Consider the following 19,252-nt stretch of genomic DNA (forward strand, 5'->3'; position numbering starts at 1 on the left):
TGAATAGCATACATGACCTTCGCCGTTTGCTCAAATCCAATTTCAACCTCACCCTCCTTCTTGCAATAAAAAGAAAAGAGAACCTCCCGTCTTTGAAAAACGGGGGTTCTCCTTTTTGCAACTTTACATTTGTATAGGATATTATTGCTAGTTTTATAATCTATCCGAGCACGACGCGGTCATCGGCGAGCTTTTTGCCGCTAATTTGTTCAAACTCGCCCAGCAGCCGTTCTACCGTCAAATCCTTTTTCCGGTCTTCGTTCACCTCAAGAATGATTTTGCCCTTATCCATCATAATGAGCCGGTTGCCGAGGCGAATGGCTTGCTCCATGTTATGCGTCACCATTAATGTCGTTAAGTTCATTTCGCGCACAAGCGACTCCGTAAGCGTCGTGATCAGTTCCGCGCGGGCGGGGTCAAGCGCCGCCGTATGCTCGTCGAGCAGCAAAATTTGCGGCTTCGTAAAGGTCGCCATCAGCAAGCTTAACGCCTGGCGTTCGCCGCCGGACAACAGCCCTACTTTGGCGGTAAGCCGATTTTCAAGCCCGATTCCGAGCCGCGACAGCTGTTCGCGGAACAGCTCCCGCCGTTTGCGGTTTACGCTTAACGAAAAACCGCGCCGCATGCCGCGGGTATATGCCATCGCCAAGTTTTCTTCGATCGACATTCGGGGCGCCGTTCCCGCCATCGGATCCTGAAATACGCGGCCGATCCACTTGCTTCTGCGAAATTCCGGCAAATTGCTGATGTTGCCGCCTTCGATCCGGACTTCGCCGATATCCGGCTTCATCACGCCGGAAATAATGTTCATGAGCGTCGACTTCCCGGCCCCGTTGCTGCCGATCACCGTAATAAAATCGCCGGGCTTCATGTTCAAGTTTACGCCGACGAGCGCGGTTTTTTCATCCAAGGTGCCCGGATTAAACAGCTTCGATACGTTCGCGATTTCCAGCATCATCGTTCTCCTCCCTTGGCTTCGGCGTTCGTGCCGTTCATGCCGGCAAGGAGATCGACGGTACGCCTCCGCGCCAAATTTTTCTGCCGCCAAGATTTTTGAATGGAAGGGAAAACAAGCGCAATAATAACGATAACTGCCGTAATCAGCTTCAAGTCGGATGCCTCAAGGAAGTCGCTCCGATAAGCAAGACCGATAATAATCCGGTATACGATGGAACCAAGCACGACCGCAAGCGTCGCGCGAAAAATGGTGCGTGCGCCAAACAACGCTTCCCCGATAATAACGGACGCAAGGCCGATTACGATCATGCCGACGCCCATTTGGATATCGGCGAATCCGCTTTGCTGCGCGATAAACGAACCGGACAGCGCGACCAAGCCGTTCGACAAGGCGATGCCGAGAATTTTCGTCGTATCGGTGTTGGTGCCGAAGCTGCGAATCATCCGTTCGTTATCGCCCGTCGCCCGCAGGCTCAAGCCAAGATCCGTCCGGAAAAACAAATCGAGCAGCAGTTTTATGATTATAACGATAATCGGCATAAGGACCAATACGTCGACGGACGTAAACACCGTTTCGATGTCTGCGCCCATCAGCGCAATGTTCGGTACGCCCATGATCCGCATGTTGATTGAGTATAATGCGATCATCATCAGAATGCCGGACAATAAGCCGTTAATTTTGCCTTTCGTATGGAGAAGCCCGGTAACCGCTCCAGCCGCGGCTCCCGCGCCAAACGCCGCAAGGCAGGCGAGCCAAGGAGAAGTCCCGTTTGTAATCATGACGGCCGCTACGCCGGCGCCGGTCGTGAAGCTGGCATCGACGGTCAGATCGGGGAAATCCAATATTCGAAACGTAATATACACGCCCAGAGCCATAAGCGAATAAAGCAGCCCAAGCTCGAATGCGCCCGATAACCATACTGGCATGGGGGTACCTCCTCTAAAATAGAAAACGGGATGAACACAAGGAGCGCTCACCCCGTTTGCCGCTTTTGTTCCAAATCAGAAACCGTCTTGTGTATTATTCGATGATGTTGTTGGCCGGATCTTTAACGGCCGCTTTCATTTCGTCCGTAACCGTTACGCCCTGCTCGGCGGCAGCCTTCAAGTTAAGGATGAGATCCAATTTATCCGGAACGGTCACTTTCATTTCGCCCGGGTTTTTGCCGTTCAAAATATCGGCTGCCATCTGGCCGACCTGATAGCCATGGTCGTAATATTTAAAACCGACCGTCGCAAACGCGCCCTTTTCTACCGTATCGCGGTCGCTCGAGAAGAACGGGATTTGGTTGTCTTTCGCAAGCTGCAGCAGGCTGTCGACGCCGGATACGACCGTATTGTCGAGCGTGATGAACATGGCGTCCACTTTTCCGATGAGCGATTCTCCGGCTTGCTTGACTTCGGAAGTATTCGTTACGGCAGCTTCAACCAGCTCGATGTTGTGCTTGGCAAGCGCTTGCTTCGCGTTTTCGCCCATAACGACGGCGTTCGTCTCGCCTTTGTTGATAATAAGGCCTACTTTCTTTACATCCGGGAAGTTTGCCGCGATAAAGTCCATCAGTTGAACGACTGCATCCGGGTTCGTGTCCGAAGCGCCGGTAACGTTGCCGCCAGGCGCGTCCAGGCTGGTGACCAGCTTCGCGTCAAGCGGATCGGTTACGGCAGCAAACAATACGGGACCGGTATTGCCGGCTTGCGTATAGGCGTTCACAAGCGCTTGAGCGGAAGGCGTTGCAATGCCTAAAGCAAGATCGGGCTTGTCTCCCGCGATTTTTTGGGCGATCGACAGATTGTTCGTTTGATCTCCTTGCGCCGTGTTGAAATCGACGGTCAGATTTTGACCCTCGACAAAACCGGCATCCTTTAATGCGGCAAGAAACCCTTCTCTTGTCGCATCCAGCGAAGGATGCTCCACAATTTGCGAAATGGCGATCTTATAGCTTTTGCCCTCAGGCGACGCGCTGCTTGCGCTTTCAGCCGGCGAATTTGCAGGAGCGTTTGATCCGTTCGTATTCGTTTTGCCTCCGCAAGCCGCAATGACCAGCATCAGAACGAGCACAAGCGGCAATAACCACTTCTTGTTCATTGGAACATTTCCCCTTTCATTCTCTCTCGTCGAATGATTACGATATTTCTGCTTATTTTAATATATTAAATGGGTGTAAGCTTTTTCGTCAATGATTTAATGCTGTAAAACATCAAGAGGACAATGCGTTTACTCATTACACCACACATCCTTCCTCAGGAGGGATTGATCTCCTCAGCAACGCTGCTTCGTTAGGCTGATGCCTGCGACTCTCTCTTCTCCCCTGTACCGTTCGAGCAATACCGGCTTGTCCTGCGGACAAAGCTTAATCCAGACAAAAAAATAACCCCGAGATTTGCATCTCGGGGTTATTGCAACCAAAGCGGCTATTGCCGCGAAGCATTACTTCGTGATGGAAGCAACGGCGCCAGCGCCTACCGTACGGCCGCCTTCACGGATGGAGAAGCGTGTGCCTTCTTCAACCGCGATTGGAGCGATCAGTTCAACCGAAACGGTGATGTTGTCGCCAGGCATAACCATTTCCGTACCTTCCGGCAGGTTGATGATGCCCGTAACGTCCGTCGTACGGAAGTAGAATTGAGGACGGTAGCCCGTGAAGAACGGCTTATGGCGTCCGCCTTCTTCTTTCGTCAGAACGTATACTTGAGCCGTGAAGTTCGTGTGCGGTTTAACCGAACCTGGCTTAGCAAGTACTTGACCGCGTTCGATTTCTTTACGGTCAACACCGCGGAGCAGTGCGCCGATGTTGTCGCCGGCTTGAGCGCTGTCCATCAGTTTACGGAACATTTCAACGCCCGTAACGACGGATTTGCGGGACTCTTCAACCAGACCGATGATTTCAACTTCGTCACCGATTTTAACTTCACCGCGCTCGATACGGCCAGTTGCAACCGTACCGCGGCCCGTGATCGTGAACACGTCTTCGACTGGCATCAGGAAAGGCTTAGCCGTGTCGCGTTCAGGAGTCGGGATGTAAGTGTCGATTTGCTCGAACAGCTCAACGATTTTGTCAGCCCAAGGGCCGTCTGGGTTTTGCAGTGCTTCGCGAGCAGCGCCGCGGATGATCGGAGTGTCGTCGCCTGGGAAGTCGTATTCGGACAGCAGGTCGCGAACTTCCATTTCAACCAGTTCAAGAAGCTCTTCGTCTTCAACCATGTCGCATTTGTTCAGGAATACGACGATGTAAGGAACGCCTACTTGCTTCGAGAGCAGGATGTGCTCGCGAGTTTGCGGCATTGGGCCGTCAGCAGCGGATACGACGAGGATAGCGCCGTCCATTTGCGCAGCACCCGTGATCATGTTTTTAACATAGTCGGCGTGTCCTGGGCAGTCAACGTGAGCATAGTGGCGGTTAGGCGTTTCGTACTCAACGTGTGCAGTCGAAATCGTGATACCGCGTTCGCGCTCTTCCGGAGCTTTGTCGATTTGGTCGAATGCTACTGCAGCACCGCCGTATTTTTTGGAAAGAACCGTCGTGATAGCGGCGGTCAAAGTCGTTTTACCATGGTCGACGTGACCGATAGTACCAATGTTAACGTGTGGTTTTGTACGTTCAAATTTAGCCTTTGCCATTGAACTTAATCCTCCTCAATATTCTTAAAGTTATATGTGTGGGCCGGCATTCTCGCTTGGAGCTTGAACGCCGACCAAAAGAAAACGTCAGAAAGCTGCTAAATTAGGAGCTTTTCTTCGCGATGATCGCTTCGGCAATCGAACGCGGTACTTCTTCATAGTGCGAGAGCTCCATGGAGAATACGCCGCGGCCTTGCGTACCGGAACGAAGCGTAGTCGAGTAACCGAACATCTCGGCGAGAGGCACCTTCGCACGGATGATTTGCGCGCCGCCGCGCGAATCCATGCCTTCGATGCGACCGCGGCGGGAGTTCAGCATACCCATTACGTCGCCCATGTATTCTTCCGGAACGGTAACTTCGACTTTCATGATCGGCTCGAGCAGGACAGGAGCGCATTTCTCCTTCGCCGCTTTGAGCGCCATGGAACCGGCGATTTTGAACGCCATTTCCGAGGAGTCGACGTCATGGTACGATCCGTCGAATACGGTAGCTTTAATGTCAACCATCGGGAAGCCGGCAAGTACGCCGTTCTTCATCGACTCTTCAATACCAGCTTGGATTGGAGCGATGAATTCACGCGGAATCGCGCCGCCGACAACTTTGTTTTCAAAGACGAAGCCTTCGCCCGGCTCCAGAGGAGTGAACTCAACCCAGCAATGGCCGTATTGACCTTTACCGCCGGACTGACGAACGAATTTACCTTCAACCTTAGCCGATTGACGGAATGTCTCACGGTAAGCAACCTGAGGTTGACCCACATTCGTCTCAACCTTGAATTCGCGAAGCATACGGTCAACGATGATTTCAAGGTGAAGCTCACCCATACCAGCGATGATCGTTTGGTTCGTTTCTTCGTCGGTGTAAGCGCGGAAGGTTGGATCTTCTTCAGCCAGCTTGGAAATTGCAACGCCCAGTTTGTCTTGGTCCGCTTTCGTTTTTGGTTCGATTGCGACTTCGATAACCGGTTCAGGGAAGTTCATCGACTCGAGAATGATAACATTCTTTTCGTCGCAAAGCGTGTCGCCCGTGATCGTGTCTTTCAGACCGACCGCAGCGGCGATGTCGCCCGCGTAAACTTCCGTGATTTCTTGACGGCTGTTCGCGTGCATCTGCAGAATCCGTCCGATCCGTTCGCGCTTGTTCTTCGTCGAGTTCAGAACGTACGAACCGGATTTCAGGATACCGGAATATACACGGAAGAACGTCAGTTTACCGACATAAGGGTCGGTCATGATCTTGAACGCAAGAGCCGAGAACGGCTCTTCGTCGGACGAATGGCGTACCGACTCTTCGCCGTCTTCGAGCGTACCTTTGATAGCCGGTACGTCAAGCGGCGACGGGAGGTAGTCAACGACCGCGTCAAGCATCATTTGAACGCCTTTGTTGCGGTAGGACGAACCTGCGATGACCGGGAAGATTTTCACTTCGCAAACGCCTTTGCGGAGCGCAGCTTTCAATTCAGGAATCGAAATTTCTTCGCCTTCCAGGTATTTCATCATCAGTTCTTCGTCCAGCTCGGCAACCTTCTCAACCAATTCCATGCGAAGCTCTTCGACTTTGTCGGCAAGCTCGGCCGGAACTTCGATTTTTTCAGGTTCTTTGCCGAGGTCGTCTTTGTAAACATAACCTACGCGCTCGATAATATCGATTACGCCTTTGAAGTCATTTTCGGCGCCGATCGGCAGCTGAATCGCTACCGCGTTGGCTTGCAGACGATCGCGCATGTCTTGAACGACATTCAGGAAGTCTGCGCCGATAATGTCCATCTTGTTGATGTAAGCGATACGAGGAACGCCATAGCGGTCAGCCTGACGCCATACGGTTTCAGACTGCGGCTCAACGCCTTCTTTCGCGCTGAAAACCCCAACGGCTCCGTCCAATACGCGCAGGGAGCGTTCAACTTCAACCGTGAAGTCAACGTGTCCCGGGGTGTCGATGATATTGATGCGATGGCCTTTCCATTGAGCGGTCGTTGCGGCAGACGTAATCGTGATGCCGCGTTCCTGTTCTTGCTCCATCCAGTCCATCGTCGCAGCGCCTTCGTGCACTTCGCCGATTTTGTGGGTACGGCCGGTGTAGAACAGAATACGTTCCGTCGTCGTGGTCTTACCAGCGTCAATATGCGCCATAATCCCGATGTTACGCGTATTTTGCAAGGAGAACTCTCTTGCCATGGATATAGTCTCCCTTCGTTATCCTACCAGCGATAGTGAGCGAATGCTTTGTTCGCTTCCGCCATTTTGTGCGTGTCTTCGCGCTTCTTAACAGATGCGCCGGTGTTGTTCGATGCGTCGATGATTTCCGCAGCCAGACGTTCTTCCATCGTCTTCTCCCCGCGCAAGCGCGAGTAGTTTACGAGCCAACGGAGACCAAGCGACGTGCGGCGCTCCGGTTTAACTTCGATCGGCACTTGGTAGTTAGCGCCGCCGACACGGCGAGCTTTAACCTCAAGTACTGGCATGATGTTTTTCAGTGCTGCTTCGTACACTTCCATCGGATCTTTACCCGTGCGCTCCTGAACCAGCTTGAATGCATCATACAGCAGCTTTTGAGCAACACCGCGCTTGCCGTCGATCATGATGCGATTGATAAGGCGGGTAACCAGTTTGCTGTTGTAAACCGGATCCGGCAATACATCGCGTTTCGTTACAGGACCTTTGCGTGGCATGTAAAGTCCCCCTTTCTTTCGTAGTCATAAGTCGCTCCGAATCGAATTGCTTCGATCAGGTTCTTATTATTTTTTAGCTTTAGGACGTTTCGTGCCGTATTTGGAACGGCCTTGCATGCGGTTGTTCACGCCTGCAGTGTCAAGCGCGCCGCGAACGATGTGGTAACGTACACCCGGAAGGTCCTTAACGCGGCCTCCGCGGATCAGTACAACGCTGTGCTCTTGCAGGTTGTGACCGATACCCGGGATGTAAGCCGTCACCTCGATACGGTTCGTCAAACGCACGCGGGCATATTTACGAAGTGCGGAGTTTGGTTTCTTCGGCGTCATCGTGCCTACGCGAGTGCAAACGCCGCGTTTTTGTGGAGCGCTAATATCCGTAGCTTCACGTTTCAGAGCGTTGAAGCCCTTTTGCAAAGCTGGGGATTTCGACTTTACCACTTTAGCTTGACGTCCTTTGCGGACCAGTTGGTTAATTGTTGGCATTTCGTGCCACCTCCTTCCAATATCTTGATGCCTTTTTTGTATAATGGTAGACATTAAACCCTGATTTTAAGCCCACAGATCCAGGCGGTTCATAAAAGAGCAAATAAAAATTTCTGCAAGTATACCACTATTGCGGCACTCGCAAAAACGGTCATCCTTTTATTCTTCCACGTTTACCGCAGCGGCCGTAGCGGCTCCGACATCGATACCGCATAATTCGCCTAACTGCTTCATGGAATCCACCCATTTGATCGGGATTGCCGTGCGTTCGCACAGCTGAGCGATCTTGTCCCTCATTCGAGGATCTGCATCGCGGGCAATATAGACTTCGACGGCTCTTCCTTGCTCGAGCATCTTCGTCGTCTGTTTGGCGCCGACTTTGAATCGCATGGTTCACCTTCTCCTATCAAAAAGAGAGATCAAGCCACTGGGCACACTCCGATATAGTATCATCTCATACCCTATGATGTCAAGAAAGAAGGAAGCATTCATTCAAATATTTTTGCATTAACGCATCATGTCGGCCCATGATTCCATATGACAACGGAAAATGGGGCAGCCGCGCGCCGACTTGGCGCGCAGGCCGCCTCCCATTCGTTGCCGTAAACCGAATCTCGTCCGCAGAGGCGGGTTACTCCACCGTTACGGGTTCGGATTCGATTTCGCCTTGATTATCCGATTGTTGCTCTTCTTCCATACCGACGAAACGGATGTTCCGGTAGCGGGTCATGCCGGTTCCGGCAGGAATCAGCTTGCCGATGATGACGTTCTCCTTCAAGCCAAGCAGCTGGTCGACTTTACCCTTGATCGCGGCGTCGGTCAGCACGCGCGTCGTTTCTTGGAACGATGCGGCGGACAGGAAGGAATCCGTCTCCAGTGACGCTTTCGTAATACCGAGCAGCACCGGCTTCGCCACCGCAGGCTCTTTGCCGGCCATAATGGCATCGCGGTTGGCGTCTTCGTATTCGTGCATATCGACGAAAGAGCCTGGCAGAAGCGTCGTGTCGCCCGCATCGACGATGCGGATTTTGCGAAGCATCTGCTTCACCATAACCTCGATGTGCTTGTCGTTGATTTCTACGCCCTGGTTCCGGTAAACGCGTTGCACTTCCTGCAGAATGTAGTTCTGCACGCCGCGAATGCCTTTAATGCGCAGCATGTCTTTCGGGTCGATCGAACCGTCTGTCAGTTCGTCGCCGGCCTCGACATGCTGGCCTTCCGTTACCCGGATGCGGGAACCGTACGTTACCGCGTATACTTTCGTTTCCGCTTCGCCTTGAACCTCGATTTCGCGGCGGTCCTTCGCTTCGCGGATTTCTTTGATCACGCCGTCGAGCTCCGTAATAATCGCTTGGCCTTTCGGATTGCGCGCTTCGAACAGCTCCTGGATCCGCGGCAAACCTTGCGTAATGTCGTCGCCGGCAACGCCGCCGGTGTGGAACGTACGCATGGTGAGCTGGGTTCCCGGCTCCCCGATCGATTGAGCGGCGATAATGCCGACAGCTTCGCCGATCTCGACGTGCTTGCCGGTCGCCAGGTTGCGGCCGTAGCACGTTTTGCAGACGCCGTGACGGGCGCGGCAGCTCAAAATCGAACGGATTTGAATTTTCTCGATGCCCGCTGCGACGATCGCTTCGGCTTTGTTCGAATCGATCAGCTCGTTGCGGTTGACGATAATTTCTTTCGTCTCCGGATGGCGTACGGTTTCGAAGGAGTAACGGCCTTCGATACGGTCGTACAGATCTTCGATAACCTCTTTGCCGTCCTGAATTTTGCTTACGGTAAAGCCTTTGTCCGTACCGCAATCGTCTTCGCGAACGATAACGTCCTGCGCAACGTCGACCAGACGGCGGGTCAAATAACCCGAGTCGGCCGTACGCAGAGCCGTATCGGCAAGACCTTTACGCGCGCCGTGCGTCGAGATGAAGTACTCGAGGACGGTCAGGCCTTCGCGGAAGTTCGATTTGATCGGCAACTCGATGATCCGGCCGGACGGGTTCGCCATCAGGCCGCGCATGCCGCCGAGCTGCGTAATCTGCGACTTGTTGCCGCGCGCTTTGGAATCGACCATCAACATGATGTTGTTGTAACGGTCCATCGATTTCATCAGCACGTCGGTAATGCGGTCTTTCGCCTTGCCCCAAATGTCGATGACGCGGTCGTAACGTTCGTCGTTCGTAATCAAACCGCGGCGGTATTGGTTCGTAACGACTTTCGCCTGCGCTTCCGCTTCGTTCAGGATGTCGATCTTTTCCTTCGGCACGACGACGTCGGATACGGCGATCGTAATGCCGGCGCGCGTCGAATACGTGAAGCCGAGCTGCTTGATCCGGTCCAGCGTAATCGACGTTTGGGTCGTGTGGTATTTGCGGAAGCATTCCGCGATGATCGATCCCAGATATTCTTTGCCGACACCGCCGGCAATCGGCAGCGATTCCGCGAACTTGCGCAGATCGGTGCCTTTTTCCTTGACGAAATATTTATCAGGTGTACCTTGAAGCAGGTTAACTTTCGTCGCTTCGTTGATATACGGGAAATCGGCAGGGAAAATCTCGTTGAAAATGACTTTGCCGACCGTCGTCGCAATGAGCGAATTGTTCTGCTCTTCGGTAAAGTTCGTTTTGCCCAGTACGCGCGCCGGAATAAAGATGCGCGCATGCAGCGATACGATTTCGCGCTGGTAAGCCGATACCGCTTCGTTCACGGAAGCGAATACCGAGCCGGTGCCTTTCGCGTTGACATTGTCCATCGTCAGGTAGTAGCTGCCGAGAACCATGTCCTGCGAAGGCGTAACGACCGGCTTGCCGTCTTTCGGGTTCAAAATGTTGCCCGCGGCCAGCATAAGCAGACGGGCTTCCGTTTGCGCCTCGGCGGAAAGCGGCACGTGCACGGCCATCTGGTCGCCGTCGAAGTCCGCGTTATAGGCGGTACATACAAGCGGGTGAAGACGGATTGCGCGGCCTTCGACCAAAATCGGCTCAAACGCCTGGATGCCGAGACGGTGAAGCGTAGGGGCACGGTTCAGCAGAACCGGGTGCTCCTTGATGACTTCCTCGAGAACATCCCATACTTCCGTGCTTACGCGCTCGACCTTGCGCTTCGCGCTCTTGATGTTATGGGCGAGCCCTTTGTTGACAAGCTCCTTCATGACAAAAGGCTTGAACAGCTCAAGCGCCATTTCCTTCGGCAGACCGCATTGATACATCTTCAGGTCCGGACCTACGACGATAACGGAACGGCCGGAGTAGTCGACCCGTTTACCGAGCAGGTTCTGACGGAAACGGCCTTGCTTGCCTTTCAGCATATGGCTGAGCGATTTAAGCGGACGGTTGCCCGGTCCCGTTACCGGACGGCCGCGGCGGCCGTTGTCGATCAGGGCGTCAACCGCTTCCTGCAGCATCCGCTTCTCGTTCTGCACGATAATGTCCGGAGCGCCGAGATCCAGAAGACGCTTCAGACGATTGTTCCGGTTAATAACGCGGCGGTACAGATCGTTCAGGTCGGATGTCGCGAAACGTCCGCCGTCCAGCTGTACCATCGGACGAAGCTCCGGCGGAATAACCGGGAGCACGTCAAGAATCATCCATTCCGGACGGTTGCCGGAATTGCGGAACGCCTCGATCACTTCAAGGCGCTTGATCGCGCGGTTGCGGCGTTGGCCTTGCGCCGTGCGAAGCTCTTCCTTGAGCGTATCCAGTTCTTTCTCCACGTCGATGTCCTGCAGAAGCTTCTTGACCGCTTCGGCGCCCATTCCCGCCTGGAAGCCGTAGCCGTATTTCTCGCGGTAGCTGCGGTATTCCTTCTCGGAGAGAAGCTGTTTTTTCTCAAGCGGCGTCTCGCCGGGGTCGGTCACGACATAGGATGCAAAGTAGATAATCTCCTCCAGCGAGCGAGGGGACATATCGAGCGCAAGACCCATGCGGCTTGGAATGCCTTTGAAATACCAGATATGCGATACGGGAGCGGCCAGTTCGATATGGCCCATCCGTTCGCGGCGCACTTTCGCGCGGGTTACTTCAACGCCGCAGCGGTCGCAGACGACGCCTTTGTAGCGAACGCGTTTGTACTTGCCGCAATGACATTCCCAGTCTTTCTGCGGCCCGAAAATTTTCTCGCAGAAAAGTCCTTCCTTCTCCGGCTTCAACGTTCTGTAGTTGATTGTTTCCGGTTTTTTCACTTCTCCGCGGGACCAAGAACGAATTTTATCCGGCGATGCCAGACCGATTTTCATATACTCGAAGTTGTTCACGTCCAACAAGGAGCAACCCTCCTTCGTCATGTATAGCTATAGTCGCAGGTGGCTCCCGGCGAACCAGTCTCGTTGCCGCCAGGAGCCGTGCCTTCAAATGTTATTCCGCGCCAACTTCTGCGCCTTCCAGATTGAGATTGAGCTTGTCGCCCGCCGCGTCGTCGTCGTCGTCCGATTCTCTCATCTCGATTTCCTCTTCGTTCTCGGACAGGATCTTCACGTCCATGCCGAGACTTTGAAGCTCTTTGATCAATACTTTGAACGACTCCGGAACGCCCGGCTCCGGCACGTTCTCGCCTTTAACGATCGATTCGTACGTCTTCACGCGGCCGACCACGTCGTCCGATTTAACGGTAAGAATCTCTTGCAGCGTATGCGCGGCGCCGTAAGCTTCAAGCGCCCACACTTCCATCTCCCCGAAGCGTTGTCCGCCGAACTGCGCTTTACCGCCCAGCGGCTGCTGCGTAACGAGAGAGTATGGACCCGTCGAACGGGCGTGGATTTTATCGTCAACCATGTGCGCCAGCTTGATCATGTACATGACGCCGACAGTTACTTCGCGTTCGAACATTTCGCCCGTACGTCCGTCGTACAGCACCGTCTTGCCGTTGCGCTGCATGCCGGCTTCTTCGAGCGTATCGAATACGTCGTTCTCGCGGGCGCCGTCGAATACCGGCGTCGCCGCGTGAATGCCGAGCAGCTTGCAGGCCATGCCGAGATGGACTTCGAACGCCTGGCCGATGTTCATCCGGGAAGGAACGCCAAGCGGGTTCAGCACGACTTCGACAGGCGTGCCGTCCGGCAGGAACGGCATATCCTCTTCCGGCATAATGCGGGCGATAACCCCTTTGTTGCCGTGACGTCCGGCCATCTTATCGCCTTGCGAAATTTTACGCTTCTGCGCGATGTAGACGCGCACCAGCTGATTGACGCCCGGCGGCAGCTCGTCGCCGTTCTCGCGCGTGAACACCTTCACGTCCACGACGATGCCGTCGGTACCGTGCGGCACGCGCAGCGACGTATCGCGAACTTCGCGCGCCTTCTCGCCGAAGATCGCGTGCAGCAGCCGTTCCTCGGCCGTAAGCTCCGTAACGCCCTTCGGCGTTACTTTGCCGACCAGAATGTCGCCGGCGCCGATTTCCGCGCCGACGCGGATAATGCCGCGCTCGTCGAGATTTTTCAGCGCTTCTTCGCCGACGTTCGGGATGTCGCGCGTAATTTCTTCCGGTCCGAGCTTCGTGTCGCGCGCTTCGGACTCGTATTCCTCAATGTGAATGGACGTGTACACGTCTTCCTTCACGAGCTTTTCGCTAAGCAGAATGGCGTCCTCGTAGTTGTAGCCTTCCCACGTCATGAACGCAACGACAACGTTGCGGCCAAGCGCCAATTCGCCTTGCTCCGTCGAAGGTCCGTCCGCCAAAATATCGCCTTTTTTGATGACGTCGCCCTTGCGCACGATCGGGCGTTGGTTAATGCACGTACCTTGGTTGGAGCGCATGAATTTATGGATTTTATACTTCACCAGGTCGCCGTTAACGGTTTTGCCGTCCACTTCTTCCACGCGGCGCAGCCAAATTTCGTTCGCGGTTACCCGTTCAATAATTCCGTCGTACTTGGATACAATACATACACCCGAATCCTTGGCCGCCTTATGCTCCATGCCGGTTCCGACAAACGGAGCTTTCGGCACGAGAAGCGGAACGGCTTGCCGCTGCATGTTCGATCCCATGAGCGCGCGGTTGGAGTCGTCGTTCTCGAGGAACGGAATGAGCGCCGTCGCGACCGATACGACCTGCTTCGGCGACACATCGATATAGTCGATCCGGTTGGACGGCATCGTCAGGATGTTGTCGGCCTGTTTGTTATAACGAACGATGTTGAACTCGTCGGCAAACGTGTTGTCTTCGTTCAACTGCGTGTTCGCCTGGCCAACGACGTAGTTTTCTTCTTCGTCGGCGGTCATATACGTAACCTGATCGGTCACTTTGCCGGTCTTCGGATCCACCCAGCGGTAAGGCGCTTCGATAAAGCCGTATTCGTTGATCCGCGCATACGTGGACAACGAGTTGATCAGACCGATGTTCGGTCCTTCCGGCGTCTCGATCGGACACATCCGGCCGTAATGGGACGGATGGACGTCGCGCACTTCCATGCCGGCGCGCTCGCGCGTCAAACCGCCCGGTCCAAGCGCGGACAAGCGGCGTTTGTGCGTCAACTCCGCCAGCGGGTTCGTTTGGTCCATGAATTGGGACAACTGCGACGAACCGAAGAACTCCTTGATCGAAGCGATAACCGGACGTATGTTGATCAGCGCCTGCGGCGTGATCGCATTGGCGTCCTGGATCGACATTCTTTCGCGCACGACGCGTTCCATACGGGACAAACCGATGCGGAACTGGTTCTGCAGCAGCTCGCCCACGGAACGGAGACGGCGGTTGCCCAGATGGTCGATGTCGTCCGTGTTGCCGATGCCGTGCAGCAGGTTAATGAAATAGTTTATGGATGCGATAATATCCGCAGGCGTAATATGCTTGACGGATTTGTCGATAATGCCGTTCGAAATGACCTTGATCACCTTGGATTCGTCGAGCGGCGAGAACACGTTCACGGCTTGCAGCGGGATGCTGTCGTTCTCGAGAACGCCGCCGGCGACATGATACGTCTTGAATCCGACGTTTTTCTCCAGGCGGTCCAAAATTTCATCCAACAGTCTGCGGTCGATCACCTGGCCGGTTTCGGCGATAATTTCGCCCGTATCCGGATCCACCAAAGGTTCGGCCAGACGTTGGTTGAACAGACGGTTTTTGATGTGAAGCTTTTTGTTTATTTTATACCGGCCCACATTCGCCAGGTCATAGCGCTTCGGATCGAAGAAGCGCGCCACGAGCAAGCTTCTTGCGTTATCCAATGTCGGCGGTTCGCCCGGACGAAGGCGCTCGTAAATTTCGATCAGCGCTTTCTCCGTCGAGTCGGTATTGTCTTTATCCAGCGTATTGCGAATATATTCGTCGTTGCCGAGCAGCTCCAAAATTTCAGCGTCCGTGCCGAAACCGAGTGCGCGCAGCAATACCGTTACCGGAATTTTGCGCGTACGGTCGATCCGCACGTAAATGATGTCCTTCGCGTCGGTTTCGAGCTCCAGCCAAGCGCCGCGATTCGGAATAACGGTAGCCGTGTAGGTCTTTTTCCCGTTTTTGTCGACTTTCGTGCTGAAGTATACACTTGGGGATCGAACCAATTGACTGACGATAACCCGTTCCGCCCCGTTAATAATAAACGTGCCGGTTTCGGTCATCAACGGGAAGTCACCCATGAACACTTCTTGTTCCTTCACTTCGCCGGTTTCCTTGTTGAACAGCCGCACCTTTACGCGTAATGGAGCGGCATACGTCACATCGCGTTCCTTCGAATCATCGACCGAATATTTCGGTTCGCCCAAGCTGTAATCGATAAACTCAAGCGATAGATTTCCCGTAAAGTCCTGAATCGGCGAGATATCTTGGAACAGTTCAAGCAGATCCGTTTCCAGAAACTTCTCGTACGATTTTTGTTGGATTTCAATTAGGTTAGGGACCTCCAGAACCTCGTTGATTCGGGCATAGCTTCTACGCGTGCGCCGACCATACTGAACAAGTTGTCCTGCCAACTTTACCTCACCCCTCATGTCTGTCTCACAGCATCGATATTCCGCTTCCGGCAAACGATATTTCTTCAAATAAAGAAAAGCCCTTATCGAATGGTTTCGAAAAAAGAGCATGTTCCGGGAGCCGGCCACGCGCGAACAAAGGCGCCACGGCCTCATATCAAGTAATTTTGCCCAAAATGTAAACATTATACGTCAATCGCAAAGGAAATATGCATCGTGCCTTAAAAATTTGCGCTTGACATTTTAACCAACTAAAGATATTGAGCCCAATTTAATGCTGACATTTTATAATATTATCACATTCGAAAAGTCAAGTCAATTATTTAAATTTTGTTCCAAAATTTATCTGATTTCCGGTCTTTTTAGGGATTCCGCTTCTAAACAAACGGCTGCCACACTTCCGGCCAACGTCCGAAACGTTCGGGAAAACGGAGCTTACGGCCCCGTTTTCACCGCGCGAAAAATCCGGTAACCTTTATCTTTCGTCACTTCGTCCACTTGTCCGAACAGCGACTGCAATTTCGCTTCTGCCGAAGGAGCTCCTTGCTTCTTTTGAATGACGATCCACATGCTGCCTCCCGGCGCAAGCCTTTCGTAGCCTTCCTCGAAAATACGGTGAACGACCGCTTTCCCGGCGCGAATCGGCGGGTTGCTGACAATCGAGTCGAATGTCCCTTCTTTGACATTCTCGTAAAGATCGCTCTGCATAATCGAAACGTTCGCGATTCCGTTCAGCTTCGCATTATGACGAGCGAGCTCTACCGCCCGTTCGTTAATGTCGATCATCGTCACATGCCCGCGCGGCGCCAGCTTGGCCGCCGTAAGCCCGATAGGCCCGTAGCCGCAGCCGACATCGAGAACTTTAGCATCGTCCGCGAGGATCAGAGCCTCCAGCAGCACCCGGCTGCCGTAATCCACGCCCGTTTTCGAAAAAACGCCCGCATCCGTCACAAATCGGAACGTTAGTCCGCGGATCGTCGTCTCTACCGTATGCCGGTCGGACTTGGCCGACGGCGTTTTGGAATAATAGTGATCAGCCATTCATAAGCCCTCCTGCACATGGGTAGTGGTAGGTTGATGGAGAAAAACATACGACGAACCCCTCGAAACGCAGCGTCTCAAGGGGTTCGTCATATTCAGGAAGTATAGCGCGTTGGTACGCTTCTATTACTTCACTTCTACAGTAGCGCCAGCTTCTTCAAGCTTAGCTTTGATGCTTTCTGCTTCTTCTTTAGCCACTTTTTCTTTGATTGGCTTCGGAGCGCCGTCAACCAGTTCTTTCGCTTCTTTCAGGCCGAGACCCGTGATTTCGCGAACAACTTTGATAACGTTGATTTTCGAAGCGCCGGCGTTAGCCAGGATTACGTCGAATTCGCTTTGTTCAGCAGCTTCAGCAGCGCCGCCGCCAGCTACAACCGCTACCGGTGCAGCAGCCGTTACGCCGAATTCTTCTTCGATTGCTTTAACGAGATCGTTCAGTTCAAGAACGGACATGCCTTTAATGGCTTCCAAGATTTGCTCTTTGCTCATGGTAGAACCTCCAAATTGAATTTGTTTTAGTTGGTTTGGCTTAAACCGGCATCAGCCGGCAGCCGAATTTACGTGCTTAACGCTTAAAGCGCGATTACGCTTCTTGTTTCTCTGCGACTGCCTTAACCGCAAGGGCGAAGTTGCGCATAGGCGCTTGCAGGACGCTGAGGAGCATGGACAGCAAACCTTCGCGGGAAGGAAGCTCTGCCAGTGCCTTGATTTGGTCGATGCCTACGACGCGGCCTTCAACGACGCCGCCTTTCAGCTTGAGCGCTTCGTTCTTTTTCGCGAAATCGTTCAGGATTTTCGCAGGAGCAACTGCGTCCTCTTTGCTGAACGCGATCGCGGTAGGACCCGTCAATACTCCGTTCAGTTCCGACAACTCAGCCGCTTCCGTAGCACGGCGAACGAGCGTGTTCTTCAGAACTTGGAACTCAACGCCGGCTTCGCGAAGCTGTTTACGGAGTTCCGTAACTTGCGCTACGTTCAAACCGCGGTAGTCCGCTACGACCGTCGTCGTGCTTTCGCGCAGTTTCGAAGAGATTTCTTCAACTGCTTGTTGTTTGCCTTGAATAATCTTAGCGTTAGCCAAATTGTACACCCCCTGTTTGGTGAATTGTACATCCCGTTCATGACAAGTCTCTTGCTCAGGGTGCATGAGAAAAGCCTCCGCACGTAGCGAAGGCCATGACGGTTCGTTCACGGCACGGGCCGTTTAAGCCGATGCCGCACACAAACGCTTTATCATAACACCTCGGTAGGAAATTAAGCCGTTACCGGCACCTACTGTCTACGGTATGCATGTTCGATATTCAGTTTCGTGCTTCTTAGCGGAATGCCGCCGTGGAAACGCGAGCGCCAGGGCCCATCGTCGAAGACACCGAAATGTTTTTCAGGTAAACCCCTTTAGCTGCTGCCGGTTTTGCACGGTTCAGCGCGTCGATGAGAGTGCGAAGGTTTTCGTTCAGCTTCTCTGCATCGAAGGACACTTTGCCGATCGGCGCATGGATTTGACCTGCTTTGTCGAGACGGTACTCGATTTTACCGGCTTTAATCTCTTGAACGGCTTTCGTAACGTCGAACGTTACGGTACCCGCTTTCGGGTTAGGCATGAGGCCTTTACCGCCGAGAATACGGCCGAGCTTACCAACTTCAGCCATCATGTCCGGCGTCGCTACGCAGACGTCGAATTCGAACCAGCCTTGTTGGATTTTGTTGATCATGTCTGCATCGCCTACATAGTCGGCGCCTGCAGCTTCCGCTTCCTTCGCCTTGTCGCCTTTCGCGAATACGAGGACGCGTTTCGTTTTACCAGTGCCGTGCGGAAGTACAACAACGCCGCGGACTGCCTGGTCTTGCTTACGAGGGTCTACGCCCAAGCGAACTGCAACTTCAACGGATTCGTCGAATTTGGCAGTCGCTGCTTTCTTCACGAGCTCAATCGCTTCAAGCGGCTCGTAAGTCGCTTCGCTGTTGATCAGCTTAGCGGCTTCCAAATACTTTTTGCCGTGCTTAGCCATTATACATTCTCCTCCTTACGTGGTATAGCGGAAAATCCTCCTAAGGAAAATCCTCCCACCCGCCTGGCCGTACGCCAGACGGTTCGGGCATGCCTGTGCGGCGCCCTTAAGCCGCATCCTAAACGGATTGCGGTTGCGACTATCAATTAGTCGGCGATCGTGATACCCATGCTGCGAGCGGTTCCTTCGACCATCTTCATTGCTGCTTCGACGGATGCCGCATTCAGGTCCGGCATTTTTTGCTCGGCGATTTCGCGGACTTTGTCGCGTTTCACGGTAGCGACTTTCTTCTTGTTCGGCTCGCCGGAACCTTTTTCGATTCCTGCTGCTACGCGAAGAAGGACAGCTGCCGGCGGAGTTTTCGTTTCGAACGTGAACGAACGATCTTCAAACACCGTGATAACGACCGGAATGATCAGACCGGCTTGATCAGCAGTACGAGCATTGAATTCTTTACAGAATGCCATAATGTTAACGCCCGCTTGACCAAGGGCAGGACCGATTGGCGGAGCCGGATTCGCTTTGCCAGCTGGTACTTGCAGTTTTACAAGCTTGATGACTTTCTTTGCCATGAC

The 19,252-nt window shown here is 53.5% G+C and carries 15 protein-coding genes and 1 other annotated feature; all 15 genes read right to left on the reverse strand.

Features of this window, described 5'->3' with window-relative positions:
- Positions 1 to 160 precede the first annotated feature (160 nt).
- Positions 161 to 955 (reverse strand): ABC transporter ATP-binding protein, encoded by a 795-nt coding sequence (locus ACFSW5_RS19815; protein ID WP_379276979.1) that lies wholly within the window; start codon positions 953 to 955, stop codon positions 161 to 163.
- The gene (locus tag ACFSW5_RS19820; RefSeq protein WP_379276899.1) at positions 955 to 1,884 is read right to left on the reverse strand and encodes an ABC transporter permease; all 930 of its coding nucleotides are present in this window, start codon (positions 1,882 to 1,884) and stop codon (positions 955 to 957) included. Before ACFSW5_RS19820 ends, ACFSW5_RS19815 begins: the two co-directional genes overlap by 1 nt.
- Positions 1,885 to 1,978: 94 nt before the next feature.
- A complete protein-coding gene (locus tag ACFSW5_RS19825) occupies positions 1,979 to 3,043 on the reverse strand; it encodes an ABC transporter substrate-binding protein (RefSeq protein WP_379276902.1) in 1,065 nt (354 codons plus the stop codon).
- A 342-nt stretch (positions 3,044 to 3,385) separates the two neighbouring features.
- Positions 3,386 to 4,576: an elongation factor Tu gene (tuf, locus tag ACFSW5_RS19830; RefSeq protein WP_379276905.1), complete on the reverse strand. Its 1,191-nt coding sequence runs from the start codon at positions 4,574 to 4,576 to the stop codon at positions 3,386 to 3,388.
- Between the two features lie 103 nt (positions 4,577 to 4,679).
- Positions 4,680 to 6,752: an elongation factor G gene (fusA, locus tag ACFSW5_RS19835; protein ID WP_379276907.1), complete on the reverse strand. Its 2,073-nt coding sequence runs from the start codon at positions 6,750 to 6,752 to the stop codon at positions 4,680 to 4,682.
- 23 nt (positions 6,753 to 6,775) lie between these two features.
- Positions 6,776 to 7,246, reverse strand: a complete 471-nt coding sequence (rpsG, locus tag ACFSW5_RS19840; RefSeq protein ID WP_379276909.1) for a 30S ribosomal protein S7 — start codon at positions 7,244 to 7,246, stop codon at positions 6,776 to 6,778.
- Positions 7,247 to 7,312: 66 nt separating this feature from the next.
- Entirely contained in the window at positions 7,313 to 7,732 is a 420-nt protein-coding gene (gene rpsL / locus ACFSW5_RS19845) for a 30S ribosomal protein S12 (RefSeq protein ID WP_379276911.1), read from the reverse strand.
- A gap of 159 nt (positions 7,733 to 7,891) precedes the next feature.
- Entirely contained in the window at positions 7,892 to 8,122 is a 231-nt protein-coding gene (locus ACFSW5_RS19850; protein WP_379276913.1) for a ribosomal L7Ae/L30e/S12e/Gadd45 family protein, read from the reverse strand.
- A 241-nt stretch (positions 8,123 to 8,363) separates the two neighbouring features.
- Complete coding sequence (gene rpoC, locus ACFSW5_RS19855; protein ID WP_379276916.1) at positions 8,364 to 11,990, reverse strand: DNA-directed RNA polymerase subunit beta'; 3,627 nt, start codon at positions 11,988 to 11,990, stop codon at positions 8,364 to 8,366.
- A 91-nt stretch (positions 11,991 to 12,081) separates the two neighbouring features.
- Positions 12,082 to 15,645: a DNA-directed RNA polymerase subunit beta gene (gene rpoB / locus ACFSW5_RS19860; RefSeq protein ID WP_379276918.1), complete on the reverse strand. Its 3,564-nt coding sequence runs from the start codon at positions 15,643 to 15,645 to the stop codon at positions 12,082 to 12,084.
- 417 nt (positions 15,646 to 16,062) lie between these two features.
- The gene (locus ACFSW5_RS19865) at positions 16,063 to 16,668 is read right to left on the reverse strand and encodes a class I SAM-dependent methyltransferase (RefSeq protein ID WP_379276920.1); all 606 of its coding nucleotides are present in this window, start codon (positions 16,666 to 16,668) and stop codon (positions 16,063 to 16,065) included.
- Between the two features lie 126 nt (positions 16,669 to 16,794).
- Complete coding sequence (rplL, locus tag ACFSW5_RS19870) at positions 16,795 to 17,157, reverse strand: 50S ribosomal protein L7/L12 (RefSeq protein WP_379276921.1); 363 nt, start codon at positions 17,155 to 17,157, stop codon at positions 16,795 to 16,797.
- Between the two features lie 94 nt (positions 17,158 to 17,251).
- Positions 17,252 to 17,749 carry a 50S ribosomal protein L10 gene (gene rplJ, locus ACFSW5_RS19875; protein WP_379276924.1) on the reverse strand — a complete coding sequence of 166 codons (498 nt, stop codon included), beginning with the start codon at positions 17,747 to 17,749 and terminating at the stop codon, positions 17,252 to 17,254.
- A gap of 58 nt (positions 17,750 to 17,807) precedes the next feature.
- Positions 17,808 to 17,971 (reverse strand) — a sequence feature (ribosomal protein L10 leader region).
- 13 nt (positions 17,972 to 17,984) lie between these two features.
- On the reverse strand, positions 17,985 to 18,677 hold the full coding sequence (gene rplA, locus ACFSW5_RS19880) for a 50S ribosomal protein L1 (RefSeq protein WP_379276926.1): 693 nt from the start codon (positions 18,675 to 18,677) through the stop codon (positions 17,985 to 17,987).
- Positions 18,678 to 18,823: 146 nt separating this feature from the next.
- Positions 18,824 to 19,249 (reverse strand): 50S ribosomal protein L11, encoded by a 426-nt coding sequence (rplK, locus tag ACFSW5_RS19885; protein WP_379276929.1) that lies wholly within the window; start codon positions 19,247 to 19,249, stop codon positions 18,824 to 18,826.
- Between the last annotated feature and the right edge of the window lie 3 nt (positions 19,250 to 19,252).

This window comes from Paenibacillus thailandensis, assembly GCF_042685365.1.
GTDB lineage: Bacteria > Bacillota > Bacilli > Paenibacillales > Paenibacillaceae > Paenibacillus_AP > Paenibacillus_AP thailandensis.

Excerpts from the sequence above, each read along its gene's own strand:
- ACFSW5_RS19815 (WP_379276979.1), bottom strand. The coding sequence starts at position 955 with ATGCTGGAAATCGCGAACGTATCGAAGCTGTTTAATCCGGGCACCTTG.
- ACFSW5_RS19820 (WP_379276899.1), bottom strand. The coding sequence starts at position 1,884 with ATGCCAGTATGGTTATCGGGCGCATTCGAGCTTGGGCTGCTTTATTCG.
- ACFSW5_RS19825 (WP_379276902.1), bottom strand. The coding sequence starts at position 3,043 with ATGAACAAGAAGTGGTTATTGCCGCTTGTGCTCGTTCTGATGCTGGTC.
- tuf (WP_379276905.1), bottom strand. The coding sequence starts at position 4,576 with ATGGCAAAGGCTAAATTTGAACGTACAAAACCACACGTTAACATTGGT.
- fusA (WP_379276907.1), bottom strand. The coding sequence starts at position 6,752 with ATGGCAAGAGAGTTCTCCTTGCAAAATACGCGTAACATCGGGATTATG.
- rpsG (WP_379276909.1), bottom strand. The coding sequence starts at position 7,246 with ATGCCACGCAAAGGTCCTGTAACGAAACGCGATGTATTGCCGGATCCG.
- rpsL (WP_379276911.1), bottom strand. The coding sequence starts at position 7,732 with ATGCCAACAATTAACCAACTGGTCCGCAAAGGACGTCAAGCTAAAGTG.
- ACFSW5_RS19850 (WP_379276913.1), bottom strand. The coding sequence starts at position 8,122 with ATGCGATTCAAAGTCGGCGCCAAACAGACGACGAAGATGCTCGAGCAA.
- rpoB (WP_379276918.1), bottom strand. The coding sequence starts at position 15,645 with ATGAGGGGTGAGGTAAAGTTGGCAGGACAACTTGTTCAGTATGGTCGG.
- ACFSW5_RS19865 (WP_379276920.1), bottom strand. The coding sequence starts at position 16,668 with ATGGCTGATCACTATTATTCCAAAACGCCGTCGGCCAAGTCCGACCGG.
- rplL (WP_379276921.1), bottom strand. The coding sequence starts at position 17,157 with ATGAGCAAAGAGCAAATCTTGGAAGCCATTAAAGGCATGTCCGTTCTT.
- rplA (WP_379276926.1), bottom strand. The coding sequence starts at position 18,677 with ATGGCTAAGCACGGCAAAAAGTATTTGGAAGCCGCTAAGCTGATCAAC.
- rplK (WP_379276929.1), bottom strand. The coding sequence starts at position 19,249 with ATGGCAAAGAAAGTCATCAAGCTTGTAAAACTGCAAGTACCAGCTGGC.